This is a genomic window from Corynebacterium hesseae, assembly GCF_037850265.1.
GTDB lineage: Bacteria > Actinomycetota > Actinomycetes > Mycobacteriales > Mycobacteriaceae > Corynebacterium > Corynebacterium hesseae.
In genome coordinates this window covers 993493-1006526 of record NZ_CP137211.1, presented here as the reverse complement: position 1 = coordinate 1006526, position 13034 = coordinate 993493, and the positions used below count along the sequence as shown (strand labels likewise).

Below are 13034 nucleotides of genomic sequence, written 5' to 3'. Positions count from 1 at the left end.
CCCACCCAAGAAATCGAACATTTCGCCCACAAGAACCGAACAGGACCTCAGATTTGCAACCATAGCTACCCCCGCAGTCATCCACGTCACCCGCCTTGAGGTACTCGCCACCTATACCGTAATTGGTACGCATATAGATATTTGCGAAGGGAAATCCTGTTCTAACTGTTGCAATCTGCATTAGCTCGCGCCAGTCGATGCCAAGATCCCGCCCGCACCTAACGGGCGCTACGCCCCTACTCCAAAAGAGATGCGCCACGCACACAAAGAAACCGACGGCCAGCAACCACAAAGCTTATGGTGCCAGCCGCCGGTTTCGCAGAAGCGGTATGAGACTAATTAGTCCCTGAAGTAGCTCAGCAGACGAAGAATCTCCGTGTACAGCCAGACCAAGGTCACGGCCAAACCAAGAGCGATACCCCAGGCATACTGCGCCGGAGCCCCCTGGCGAATCAGGCGGTCTGCCTGGTCGAAGTCTGTCATAAAGGACAAGGACGCCAGAACAATGCAGACGAGGGAGAAGATGATGGAAAGCATGCCACCATCACGTAGCGGATTAAAGCCAAAGAAAATAGCGCCCAGCATGTTACCCAGAGCCAACACTGCCACGCCGGCAATGAGGCCGAACATGATCTTGTTGAACTTCGGGGTGACTTTGACGGCACCGGTCTTGTAGACCATCAGCATGCCGATAAAGACACCTACGGTACCCATGATTGCCTGGCCGATAAGTGCCATGCCATCGGAATTGCCGAAGGATACGCCGGCAAACATCAGGGAGAATCCGCCCACAAAGAGGCCTTCAAACACGGCATAGATCAACGTGACGGCTGCAGAACCAAACTTCTTGCCAAACGTTGAGACAAGAACAGTAATGAAACCGCCGAGCGCACCGACCAGGGTAAGAATCATCGCGATGCCTGGGTTAATCAACTCACCAACAGCAAAGTTGAGCACGGCCATGACAATGATGACGCCAAGAGTAATGCCAGTCTTGGTCACGACATCATCAACAGTCAGCGGCCGATCGGCGCTGCGATTCTCCTGAACAAATGGATTATCGCTCTGACCGTAGGGATTTCCACCTTGGGTCTGACTTTGGCTGGACGAGAGGGAACTCATGACGGGGTTGCTAGAACGCACGCGAATCCCGATTCCTTTCACAGTCTTTCTCTGAAAGGCGGCCCCTAGGGCCGCCTTATTTGTCGTTTCACCAAGATCAACGCTCCCCACTGCTAGGAAGTTCCCAAAAATCTCAAAATTCGCAAAATTGTCCACGCGTAACAGGAATGCGTCGACAAGCACTGCGCTTGCCGGCGCCCCTGTTGCCGCAAACTATGAAGAGGAGCGCTGGGAAGCGTTCCCTACCTTCACCCGTTAAATTCAGCGTTTCCGCTGGTCATGGTGCCCCCACTGGGACTCGAACCCAGACTGAATCGATTTTAAGTCGACTGCCTCTGCCGATTGGGCTATGGGGGCCAAACCGTGCCCACTCATTTTAGGGCACGGGTAGGCGTGGACTGAAAATAGGGTCGGCTTCTGCGCAACTCTTTTGGTTTGAGCTCGCTAGCTGGCGGCGAGGCCGCTGATGATGCCGTCGAGGATGTCCTTCTCGCTGATGAAGAAGGAACGGGCTTCACTGTTGCGCTCAATCATCGTCATGATGCCCTCGATGGCCACGCATCCACCACCGATGACATCTGCGCGTCCAGGGTGGATGACGGGGTTGAGAGCGCGCACATCCGAAGGCAATCCAATCATCTGTCGGGTGAGCACCCGCAGCGCATCGAAGCGAAGCTCGGAACCGTGGATGGAGTCGGCATCGTAGCGCTCCATCCCCTGGGCAAGCGCCGAAAGAGTCGTAAACGTACCGGCACAGCCAACGAAGGTGAGGGCTTTGTCGATGGGAACGATCTTCTCCACTTCGGCCATGCGCTCAGCAACATAGTCGCTAGCAATCTCAATCTCGGCCTCCGTGGGAGGATCGGTGCGCATGATGCGCTCGGTAAGCCGCACGCACCCCATCTGAGCAGAGTGCGAGCCGAGAATCTCGCCGTCGATTGTCCCCACGACGAACTCCGTCGAACCACCGCCCAAATCGATGACGCAATACGGGCCCTCCTCAGAGTGCAGGTCCCCCACCGCACCGGTAAAGGACAGCAGCGCCTCTTCCTCACCGGAAATAACCTCCGCGCGAGCCCCCGGCTGGATTTCACCGAGTAGCTCCTCGGTCATGTTGAAGAACTCGCGGTGGTTCTTTGCATCACGAGTGGCCGAGGTGGCGACCATGCGCACGCGCTCGACCTTTTCAAACTTCATTTGTTTAACGTAGCCTTCGAGCGCTACGCGAGTCCGCGCAAGAGCTTCAGGATCAAACTCACCGGTAGCATCGACGCCCTGGCCAAGGCGAACGATCTCCATCGTGCGGGTGATGTCCCGGATCTTGCCATCCTCCTGAATCTCGCTGATGAGCAGGCGAATGGAGTTGGTTCCGCAGTCGACAGCAGCGACGCGAGTCATAGGGCTAGCCTTTCTTTTAACCGGCGTTAGAAAAATCGAACTGGGTCATGTCGATGCCCAGGTCCCCCACGGTGGGCCAATCCTCAGGGATGGCGCTTCCCCGGAGTTTACCGTGCTCCGCAGCCATCGCGACGGCCTCGGTACCAAAGCGCACGCGGCCCGGCCCCTCAGCTAAGGCATAAGCGATGAGAACGTGGAGGCACTTCACGCGCTCTGGCATGCCGCCACCTGAAAACTCAGTGCCCAGGTCTTCCATGGCGTTACGGGTTTCCAGGTAGTGTTCGTGCGCTGCCTGGTAATCCTGCTGCAGGTCCTCTTCTTGGGCAAGGCGCTGCTCCATCCACTTCATGACATGGGCGACCTCAAGGCGCGATGCTTCGGCAGTCAGGCGCGGGTCGGTGAGGTAGTAAAGGGTGGGAAACGGGGTGCCGTCGGGAAGCTTGGGCGCGGTTTTAATCACCGCTGGGGCTCCGTCCGGGGTGCGGTAAGCAATGTCCACGACGCCGCGCGGGGTGCGGCCCAACTGTTCGCGGACGACTTCAAGGTCAGCATCGGTCACGGTCATAGGAACCATTGTGACATGGAGATATGGATGAGTCCTATTCAGCAGGTGTTTCCGGTAGGTTTTCCGCATCTTCCGATACTGAATCCCACAGCACCGTGTACCACTCGCGGTCGTCGGCATCCTCACGACGCTCTGAGGTCACCGTGTCACCAGAGTCCATGCGCGGATCCATGATGCGAAAGGCCATCTCGCCTTCATCCATGACACCGAAGCGGCGGCGCGCCTCCTCCTTGACGTATTCCTCGGATCGATACTTGTCAATCTCCGTGAGGAGGTCATCCTTCTGTGCCTGCTTGGCGACGATTGAGCTTTCCAGCCGCGCAATCTCCGATTGGCCGTGGTAGTAATTTCGCAGCGGAACGGCAATGGATAGCAGTACTACGAGAACAACAGCGATGATCACGCCGATCCCGAGGATGTCTAGCCCCTTGGGCTGCACCGGTGCTTTCTTCCGTTTAGCTCGCTGCTCATCGCGGGCACGCGTGCGAACCGGAACGGTGTTCCGGCGTTTCGTTCGGGGAGAAGTTGTGCGTGCCATCGGAAAGCCATTGTATCCCGGACCGGCCCAGGTGCTGTGCGGCGCGCGACGTGTCCCAGAAATAACATGCGCCTCAGAAGTTTTGGGCTGGGCCTGTTCGGGGCCGGACAACAGGAAAGGTGCCACGATCAAAACGACTAAAAGGTGCCACAGTTACTGTGGCACCTTATTCTTTCACCAGTAGTTCAGCGAGTGGTCTGTGCAGACCACTGCTGGAAACCGGAGTTAAGTCCTAGCCCTGGAAGCGCGGGAATGCGGAGCGGCCGGCATAAACTGCGGCGTCACCCAGTTCCTGCTCAATGCGCAGCAGCTGGTTGTACTTGGCAACGCGCTCAGAGCGGGCCGGAGCACCGGTCTTGATCTGGCCGCAGTTCAGAGCAACGGCGAGATCAGCAATGGTGGTGTCCTCGGTCTCACCGGAGCGGTGGGACATCATGGTGCGGTAGCCATTGCGGTGTGCCAGCTCAACGGCGTCGAAGGTCTCAGTCAGGGTACCGATCTGGTTAACCTTCACCAGCAGAGCGTTGGCGGCCTTCTTCTCAATGCCTTCCTTCAGGCGAGCCGGGTTGGTGACGAAGAAGTCATCGCCGACAATCTGCACCTTGTCACCGATAGCTGCGGTGAGCTTGGTGTAGCCCTCCCAGTCATCTTCCTGCAGCGGGTCCTCGATGGACACGATCGGGTAGTTGGCGATGAGGTCCTCGTAGACCTTGGCCATCTCCTCAGCGGTGTGCTCGCCGCCCTCGAAGTGGTACTTGCCGTCCTTGTAGAACTCGGAAGAAGCAACGTCGAGAGCCAGGGCGACGTCCTTGCCCGGCTTAAAGCCGGCCTTCTCGATGGCCTCAACGATGAGGTCCAGAGCTGCCTTGGTGGACTCAGCCTCCGGAGCGAATCCACCCTCGTCACCCAGGCCGGTGGACAGGCCCTTGGACTTAATAACGGCCTTCAGTGCGTGGTAGACCTGAGCGCCCATGCGCAGAGCCTCACTGAAGGACTCGGCACCGATCGGGGCGATCATGAACTCCTGAACGTCAACGCCGGAGTCAGCGTGGGCACCACCGTTGACGATGTTCATCATCGGAACGGGCAGGACATGAGCGTTCGGGCCGCCAATGTAGCGGTAGAGCGGAAGGCCAGCAGACTCGGCAGCGGCCTTAGCGACTGCGATGGACACGCCCAGGATGGCGTTGGCGCCGAGGCGGGACTTGTTATCCGTGCCGTCCAGCTTGATCAGGGCCTGGTCGATGAGACGCTGGTCATCGGCCTCGAAGCCAGCAAGTTCATCAGCGATCTCTTCGTTGACGTTCTCAACAGCCTTCAGAACGCCCTTGCCCAAGTAGCGGTCACCACCGTCACGCAACTCGTGAGCCTCGTGAACACCGGTGGAAGCGCCAGACGGAACGCCGGCGACACCGCGTGCACCATCGTCGAGGAATACTTCAGCCTCAACGGTGGGGTTGCCGCGGGAATCAAGAATTTCGCGTGCCATTACGTGGATGATGTCAGCCATGCTGCTTTCACTCCTATAGAGCCAAATTGATCTTGGGTTCGTGTTCTGGGAGGGGCTCCCAAACCACCTGGGGACAATTGTTCCAGAAAACTTCGGAACATGTCGGGCGGAAACGGACAACGTGACATAGATCTAGAAAGAGGCTAGGACACGGCAGGCTGTTCAATGGCGTAGGAATTTGCGGCTGCTGCGACTTTGCGCAGGTAATCCTCGGATTGGTTGTAATTGAGGACCGCCGAGCGCCATCCCTCTGGCGTGGAAAGATCCCTATCTCCGTGACACAGAAGTGCGGCAGCACCCAACGCAGCATCGTCGATTTGATTGGGATCAGCAACACCATCGCCGTTGGCATCTCGGCCTAAATGCTCCCACGAAGAAGCGATGAATTGCATGGGGCCAACCGCCCGATCAAACTCGACATCGCCGTCAATGGCGCCGCCATCGCTATCAGGAACCAAAGTGGTGTTGTTAGTTCCGTCGAGAGGAATGCCCACAATGGGCGGGTCGGGATAACCATTCTCATCGAGGGATGAACGGTCGAAGAGGCTTCCATTATAGGTCCCGTGACGAGTTTCTACCCAGCCGATACCGGCGAGGGTATTCCAGCGCAGATTACAGTTCGGCCAGGATTGCCGCGCGATCAGCTCGGCGTTGCCGTAGGCCCGCAATGCCTGGGCGGGGATACTGGTGGCGTCGGCAAGCTGGTCGGACCACCACGTCAGCTTGTCCGCAGTGCGCCCCGGCCCGTCGACATCAATAGCGGGCACCTCTGCCCCGCCCACGGGCGGAAGATCCTCTGGGACGGGGGAAAGCTGCCGGAACGGGGATGGTTTATCCAGGAAGGAAAGACTCCAGGCCACCAAGGAAATGATCAGAATGATGGCCAAGACAATGCCGAGGCCACAGCCCCCGATCCTCCTAAGCCCCTGCGTCATAAAGGTGAATACTACAGCCCGTTACAGGAAGGGGGTCGAGCGACACAGAGGGCGCCACGAGGCGACCGTATAGGCAAGACCTACGACAATCGCGGAACAAAAGTTATGTCCAAATGTTCCCATGCGTAACATTCTGCGCTACACTGCAGCGTTGAACAGAGAGCCGATGCCCTGCTGGTGCTCCACGTTCTATCACTGTCCGTTCTAGAAACGTGCCTTTCTCTTAGTCAAGGAGTTCCATGTCCATCCGTCGTATCCTCGCCACCGCTTCCGCCGTTGTCACTCTGGGTGCCATCGCACCCGCTACCGCCTCCGCTGCTTCCCTGACTGAGCTGGGCGGCTTCCTCTCCCAGGGCATCCAGTCCGCTGATTGCAACACCCTGCGTAGCACCCTGACGCTGATTGATCAGAGCACCGAGGGTGAGCTGCTTACTCCGAACACCACCCGCAACCAGCTGTCCAAGAACCTCACCGCACTAGGCAACTCTGAGGAACTCGGCCCGCTGGCCTTGGCCGCCGTGAAGTACTCCGGCCAGACCGCCGACCGCGCCCTCGAGTGCAAGATCGTCAAGGAAGACACTCTCGCAACCGGCGGCACCGGCCTTTCCTCCACGATCGCTGACTACGCTCCCCTGTTGTCCTCGATGATCCAGAAGGGCTAATTCTTTTCTCGGGCCTTACCCTCGGCCCACAGGCGCTCCTGCTCCTCTACCCCCACGACGTTCTCCGTGCCGTCGAAAAGGTAGGGCGCGCGGGAGCGCATTTTGTTGACGAAAGACATCGCAACATCGTCGAGAGTAAAAGCCCCACGGCGTGCCGCGATCTCGGCGTGAAAGAGGACCTGCAAGAAGACATCGCCCAATTCCTTAAGCAACTCGGAATCAGTGGCACGCTCCCGCACCGCCTGGGCGAATTCCGCCGACTCTTCTTTTAGATACGGCAGCAAAGTTTCGTGGGTTTGATCGCGCTCCCACTCCCCGATGCGCCGCGCACGCGACATCACCTCACGTGCCTTCCACATCGGTTCCTCAAGGGAGGGGGCGAGGATGAGGTCCGCATCAGCGTCGATAAGCGCACGTACCTGCGGGTGTGATGGATCTGTGCTCACCACAACACCATGGCCTTCCGGATCCTCACCGCACAACAGTGAATCAAAGTCCCAGCGCACCTTCACCGGAACTTCATCAGTGAAAACAACAGGGCCCTGCAGTTTCCCAACGGCCTCCATAGGGATTAACGTGGGCCAGCGCGGATCTAACAACAGGACAGTCATAAGCAACGAGTATAGGTCCCCAGTTCTTTGAACTTTCGCTGCAGTTGCACAAACGCCCGCCTAAAGGGGTATTTTTAACCAATGACCACTTCCAATCTCACCGAATCGCCGCGCACGCACTCTGTGACGTTGTGGACGCTCATCGCGCTCATCATCGGTTCCACGGTGGGCGCCGGAATCTTCTCTCTTCCGCAGAACATCGCCTCCGTGGCCGGCCCTGGCGCCATGCTCATCGGCTGGCTCATCGCCGGCGTGGGCATGCTCTCTGTCGCCTTCGTTTTTCAAATTCTCGCGCACCGCAAGCCGCACCTCGACTCCGGTGTGTACTCCTATGTTCGCGCCGGCCTGGGTGACTTCATCGGTTTTACCTCCGGCTGGGGCTACTGGCTGGGTTCCGTCATGGCGCAGGTGGGCTACGCCACCTTGTTCTTCAACACCATTGGCCACTACGTGCCTTTCTTTGACGCCGACCACCGCTGGGTCTCCGCCATCGCCGTATCGGTGTTGTCCTGGGGAATCTTTGCTGTGCTGGCGCGCGGAATTAAGCAGGCGGCGATCATGAACATGGTGACGTCCATCGCCAAGATCGTCCCCATCCTCGCCTTCATCGTCATCCTCGCTTTCGTAGGCTTTAGCTGGGACAAATTCACTCTTGACTTCTGGGGCGAGGCCTCCGATAAGTCCCTCTTCGAGCAGATTCAGGGCATCATGCTCTTTACCGTGTGGGTCTTCATCGGCGTGGAGGGCGCATCCGTGTACTCCAAGCAGGCGCGCACGCGTGCCGACGTCGGACGCGCCACCGTCATCGGCTTCATCAGCGTTCTGGCGTTGCTGGTGTCCGTGTCCACGCTGAGCTTCGGCGTGCTTACCCAGGAGGAGCTCGCAGCGCTGCCGGATAACTCGATGGCGTCCGTGCTCACCGCGGCCGTAGGCGAATGGGGCGGCGCTCTCATTTCCCTCGGCCTGTGTCTCTCCGTGCTCGGCGCCTACGTGTCCTGGCAGATGCTGTGCGCGGAGCCGATTGTCATGATGGCTGTCGATGGTCTTCTCCCCCGCAAGATCGGCACCGTGAACATCGCCGGTGCGCCGTGGGTAGCGCAGCTGATTTCTACGCTGACGATTCAGCTCTTCGTTATCGTGTTCTTCCTCAACGAAACCTCTTATAACGCGATGGTCCAGCTGGCCACCATCATGTACCTGCTGCCCTACATCTTCTCTTCCCTTTACCTGGTCCTCTTGGCCGTGCGCGGCAAGGGGCTGACTCACCCGCATGCCGGGGTGCGCTTCGATATTTCAGGTCCGGAGGTGAGCCGCCGAGAGAATCGCCGCCACCTCTGCATCGGCCTCGTCGCCTTCATCTATTCCCTGTGGCTCATCTATGCCGCCGACCCGGTTTATGTTCTTCTCGGCGCGCTGGCCGTGGTCCCCAGCATGATTCCTTATGTGGCCACCCGCCTGTACAAAAAGGAGCGCGTGTTCAACACCTTCGAATGGTTCGTGGTAGCGCTGGTAGTTATCGGCGCGGTTGCCGCGGTGTGGGGCTTGAGCACGGGCCGCTTGGCGCTCTAGAAAACCTGGGGCGCCGTGCGGCGTGACAACACCGCATAGGCGATGCAGCTTGCTATCCACAACACGTGGCCGATAGCGCTGATGACGAGGAAGATGCCTCCAGTAATCGAGGCCGCTTCCTCGTTGCCAAACCACCACGTCGGAACGGTGGCTGGTCCGACGTCCCCAAAATCCGGCACGTTGGCGTTGCCCACGATAGAGCCGATGAACACTAAAGCCAGCGACACCCACGCCCACGCCAGCTTGCTTGTGTAATCACCGCGGATGAACAGCGGGAGTAAACCAAGCAGCACCCAGATGCCAACCAGGATTACTCCGAACATCATCAACATGAATGTGAGCCAACCGCCGTTCTCGCCGCTGAACTTGATCACCAGTGAGACGGGGATGCTGAGCAGCGAGGCGGCCATCCACACCGCCACTAAAACGATTCTGGGATTGGACCGAGAAATTCCGGCGGCGGTGCTGGCGTCCATTATTTTTCTCCTACGCTAATGACATTCTTCTTAGTCTTAGCACCACTGACGTCGACGCGCTCGAGTTCGAACATCGAGGCCAAGAAGTCCGCCACCCACTGCAGGAGTTCGATGTCACGCAGCTTCGGGTCCGTGACGTTGCGTCCGGCCTTGGGGAAGTTGAGCTGAATGGCCTTGGCCGCTGCACGGTAGTTGGAGCCTGGGAAGAGGCGCTTGAGGCGTACCTGCTTGGAATCCGCCAGCTCCACCGGATGGACCTTGATGCGCGTGCCCTGCACCGTGATATCGCTGACCCCGGCCCGGCGGGCCTGGTGGCGCAGGCGAGCCACGGCGAGCAGGCGCTCGACCGGCTCCGGAATGGGCCCGTAGCGGTCCTGCATTTCCTCCACCACATGAGCCAGGTCCGCGTTGTCCTTGGAGGCCGCCAGCTTGCGGTAGACCTCCAAACGCAAGCGCTCGGAGTTGATATAGGACTCCGGAATATGGGCATCCACCGGAAGATCGATGCGGATTTCCTTCGGGCCTTCGTCCGTGACCACGGGGGTCTCACCACGCGCGAGCGCCTTGAAGGTCTCCACTGCCTCACCGACAAGGCGCACGTAGAGGTCAAAGCCCACGCCGGCGATGTGGCCGGATTGCTCGGCGCCCAGCACGTTGCCGGCACCGCGCATCTCAAGGTCCTTCATGGCCACGGCCATACCGGCGCCCAGATCGTTGTTTTGGGCGATGGTGGCCAGGCGGTCATAGGAAGTTTCCGTCAGCGTGGCGCCCTTCGGGTACAGGAAGTAGGCATAGCCGCGCTCGCGGGAGCGGCCCACGCGCCCGCGCAACTGGTGCAGCTGGGACAGGCCCATGTGGTGGGCGTTTTCCACGATGAGGGTATTCGCATTAGCAATATCCAGGCCGGTTTCCACGATGGTGGTACACACCAGGACGTCGAATTCGCGGTCCCAGAATCCTTGGACGGTGCGCTCAAGGACGTCCTCGTTCATCTGGCCGTGTGCCACGACGATACGCGCTTCTGGGACTAGGTCCCGCAGCTCGCGGGCCTTCTTTTCGATATCCGCAACCTTGTTGTGGATGAAGAAGACTTGGCCGTCGCGCAGCAGCTCACGGCGGATGGCCGCGGCCACCTGCTTATCCTCATACGCGCCCACATAGGTCAGGACCGGGTGGCGGTCCTCCGGCGGAGTCAGGATGGTGGACATCTCGCGGATGCCCGCCATGGACATCTCCAAGGTGCGTGGAATCGGCGTCGCGGACATGGTGAGCACGTCCACGCTGGCTTTGAGCGCCTTGATGTGCTCCTTGTGCTCGACACCAAAACGTTGCTCCTCATCCACCACGATGAGGCCCAAGTTCTTCCACTGCACACCGGTCTGCAGCAGGCGGTGGGTACCGATTACGATGTCCACGGAACCATCCGCCAAACCAGCCAGAATCTCCTTGGATTCCTTGGCCGAGGTAAAGCGCGAAAGCACCTCGATATCCACCGGGAAGCCCTGCATGCGCTCGCGGAAAGTATCGGTGTGCTGCTGGGCCAGCAAAGTGGTGGGCACGAGGACCGCGACCTGCTTGCCGTCTTGCACGGCCTTGAAGGCTGCGCGCACCGCCACCTCGGTCTTGCCATAACCCACATCGCCGACGACCACGCGGTCCATCGGCACCGTGGATTCCATATCCTGCTTGACGGCATCGATGGCCAGCATTTGGTCCTCGGTCTCGACGAAGGGGAAATTATCCTCCATCTCGGCTTGCCACGGGGTATCGGGACCAAATTGGTGACCGGGCGCGGCCTGGCGCTTGGCATAAAGCTCCACCAGCTCACCGGCGATCTCGCGCACCGCGGCACGCGCCTTCTTCTTGGTGTTTTTCCAGTCCGAGCCGCCCATCTTGGACAACGTCGGCGTCTCACCGCCGGTGTATTTGCTCAGCAAATCCAGCGAATCCATGGGGACCCACAGCTGGTCAGCCGGCTGGCCGCGCTTGGAGGCGGCATACTCCAACACAATGTATTCGCGGCGCGAAGTCTCGTCACCGGATTGAACGGTGCGCTCGGCCATCTTGAGGAACTTGCCGATGCCATGGGTCTCATGCACCACGTAGTCCCCCTGCTTGAGTGCGAGGGGATCCACGCGGTTACGGCGCTTTGCTGGGCGACGCTTCGCCCCCGCAATATCGCCCACACGGTTACCCGTCAGGTCAGTTTCCGTGATGACGACCAGCGGCAGTGCCTCAGCGTCCTTGAGCTTGCGCACCTTCGGGAACACCAGACCAGCATGGGACAAGGCCTGGTAGAGCGTGACCTCGCCGGGACTCGGCTCCCAGCCAGGTGTGGCCACCTTCGTGGGGATACCCTTCTCCGCAAAGCGCTCCACCATGCGCTTGATAGCGCCTTGCGCAGGGGCAATGAAGGCGGCACGCCCGCCGGCTGTCGTGTGCGCCAGAAGCTGCGCCATCATGGCATCAATCTCTGGGATATCACCGCGCGGAGTTGGTCCGGGCTCAAAGTCCAGCGGCAAGGTCTCTGATTCAGCCGCCGCAAACATCCCCGGTGGGGCGAAAGTCCACAACGGGGCCTCGATATTCCGGCACGTCGCCTCCAAGGACTCATAGGAGCGGTAACTCGACGCCGAGGTATCCAAGCCCTCAGCAGCCAACGGACCATCCGCACCCATTGCGGCGGCCTCCCAGCCAGCAGCCAAGAACTCCGCATCGGTGGATTCCAGATCCGCAATTCGCGTGCGGATCTTTTCCGGCGCCACGAGCAGCACGTGTGTGCCCGGGGCAAGCAGTTCGGGGAGGGTGACAAAGGGGGCGTCGGCAAGCACGGCCAGCACGGCTTCCATACCTTCAGCCGGGATGTGCTCCCCCACCTTGGTCAGAAGCTCCGCCAGCGCTGCGTTGCCCCCAAACTTCTGCGCCAGCTCGCGGGCCCGCGCGGCGACCTCATTGGTGATCGGCAGCTCGCGGGCGGGATAGATAGCGACCTCTCCCACCTCGATCTCGGGGATGGCACGCTGGTCAGCCACGGAGAACTGACGGATATCCGTAATCTCATCGCCCCAGAACTCCACGCGCACCGGGTAATCCGAGGTTGTCGGGAAGACATCAAGAATGCCGCCGCGCGTGGCGTACTCACCGCGCTTGGCCACCATGTCCACGTGCTTGTAAGCACGAAACTCCAGCTCCGACAGGATATGCGCGAGCTCGTGCTCGTCCTCTTCCTTCAGGAAAATGGGTGCGCGGCCCTCCACCTTGCTCAGGATGGGCTGGCAGTACCCTCGGGCGGAGGTCACCACGACCTGGGCTTTGCCCGCCCCCACGAGGTCAAGCACACGCGCGCGCTTGCCGACGATATCCGGGGCCGGCGACAGCCTCTCATGCGGAAGCGTCTCCCAGGCCGGGAAGTAGGCGACCTTATCCCCCAGCATGGCCGTCAGCTCCGCGGTGAGGTCCTCTGCCTCGCGCCCGGAGGCAGTCACCACCAGCACCGGTGCGTGGTGCGCCAAGGTACCGATAGCCCAGGGGCGGGCCTGGTCGATGCCAGTAATGTGCAATGAGGCTTCTCCCACTTGGGAGGCGAGGCCCTTAAATTTCGGATCTGAGGCGGCTACCTTTAAAAGCCCACCCAGCATCGGCGTTGCC

The 13034-nt window shown here is 59.9% G+C and carries 11 protein-coding genes and 1 tRNA gene; 2 read left to right on the top strand and 10 right to left on the bottom strand.

All coding sequences use genetic code 11. From position 1 onward, the window contains the following. Positions 1-339 precede the first annotated feature (339 nt). The 7 genes from R3O64_RS04735 to R3O64_RS04705 all read right to left on the bottom strand — a co-directional run bounded on the left by R3O64_RS04735 (position 340) and on the right by R3O64_RS04705 (position 6068). Complete coding sequence (locus R3O64_RS04735) at positions 340-1143, bottom strand: Bax inhibitor-1/YccA family protein (RefSeq protein WP_070686428.1); 804 nt, start codon at positions 1141-1143, stop codon at positions 340-342. A 259-nt stretch (positions 1144-1402) separates the two neighbouring features. Then, a tRNA-Leu gene (locus tag R3O64_RS04730) sits at positions 1403-1479 on the bottom strand. 87 nt (positions 1480-1566) lie between these two features. Beyond that, positions 1567-2520: a Ppx/GppA phosphatase family protein gene (locus R3O64_RS04725; RefSeq protein ID WP_070597567.1), complete on the bottom strand. Its 954-nt coding sequence runs from the start codon at positions 2518-2520 to the stop codon at positions 1567-1569. A gap of 16 nt (positions 2521-2536) precedes the next feature. Next, positions 2537-3085, bottom strand: a complete 549-nt coding sequence (locus tag R3O64_RS04720; RefSeq protein ID WP_070623740.1) for a DUF501 domain-containing protein — start codon at positions 3083-3085, stop codon at positions 2537-2539. A 34-nt stretch (positions 3086-3119) separates the two neighbouring features. Further along, the gene (locus R3O64_RS04715) at positions 3120-3623 is read right to left on the bottom strand and encodes a septum formation initiator family protein (protein ID WP_070520902.1); all 504 of its coding nucleotides are present in this window, start codon (positions 3621-3623) and stop codon (positions 3120-3122) included. 232 nt (positions 3624-3855) lie between these two features. After that, positions 3856-5133, bottom strand: a complete 1278-nt coding sequence (gene eno, locus R3O64_RS04710) for a phosphopyruvate hydratase (RefSeq protein ID WP_193629074.1) — start codon at positions 5131-5133, stop codon at positions 3856-3858. A gap of 143 nt (positions 5134-5276) precedes the next feature. Continuing rightward, positions 5277-6068, bottom strand: coding sequence for a hypothetical protein (locus R3O64_RS04705; protein ID WP_193629075.1), 792 nt, complete (start codon positions 6066-6068; stop codon positions 5277-5279). A 239-nt stretch (positions 6069-6307) separates the two neighbouring features. Here R3O64_RS04705 and R3O64_RS04700 point away from each other — a divergent pair, with 239 nt between their 5' ends. Continuing rightward, positions 6308-6730 (top strand): hypothetical protein, encoded by a 423-nt coding sequence (locus R3O64_RS04700; RefSeq protein ID WP_070686422.1) that lies wholly within the window; start codon positions 6308-6310, stop codon positions 6728-6730. Here the strand turns inward: R3O64_RS04700 and R3O64_RS04695 are convergent. Next, entirely contained in the window at positions 6727-7341 is a 615-nt protein-coding gene (locus R3O64_RS04695) for a MazG nucleotide pyrophosphohydrolase domain-containing protein (RefSeq protein WP_339017405.1), read from the bottom strand. The two genes, R3O64_RS04700 and R3O64_RS04695, sit on opposite strands and share 4 nt — an antisense overlap. An 81-nt stretch (positions 7342-7422) precedes the next feature. On the opposite strand from R3O64_RS04695, the gene R3O64_RS04690 reads away from it, so the two are divergent. Further along, complete coding sequence (locus R3O64_RS04690; RefSeq protein WP_193629077.1) at positions 7423-8910, top strand: amino acid permease; 1488 nt, start codon at positions 7423-7425, stop codon at positions 8908-8910. On the opposite strand, the gene R3O64_RS04685 is transcribed toward R3O64_RS04690, so the two are convergent. After that, positions 8907-9386 (bottom strand): hypothetical protein, encoded by a 480-nt coding sequence (locus tag R3O64_RS04685; RefSeq protein WP_339017404.1) that lies wholly within the window; start codon positions 9384-9386, stop codon positions 8907-8909. The genes R3O64_RS04690 and R3O64_RS04685 overlap by 4 nt on opposite strands. Next, positions 9386-13024 carry a transcription-repair coupling factor gene (gene mfd, locus R3O64_RS04680; protein WP_339017539.1) on the bottom strand — a complete coding sequence of 1213 codons (3639 nt, stop codon included), beginning with the start codon at positions 13022-13024 and terminating at the stop codon, positions 9386-9388. Before mfd ends, R3O64_RS04685 begins: the two co-directional genes overlap by 1 nt. Positions 13025-13034 lie beyond the last annotated feature (10 nt).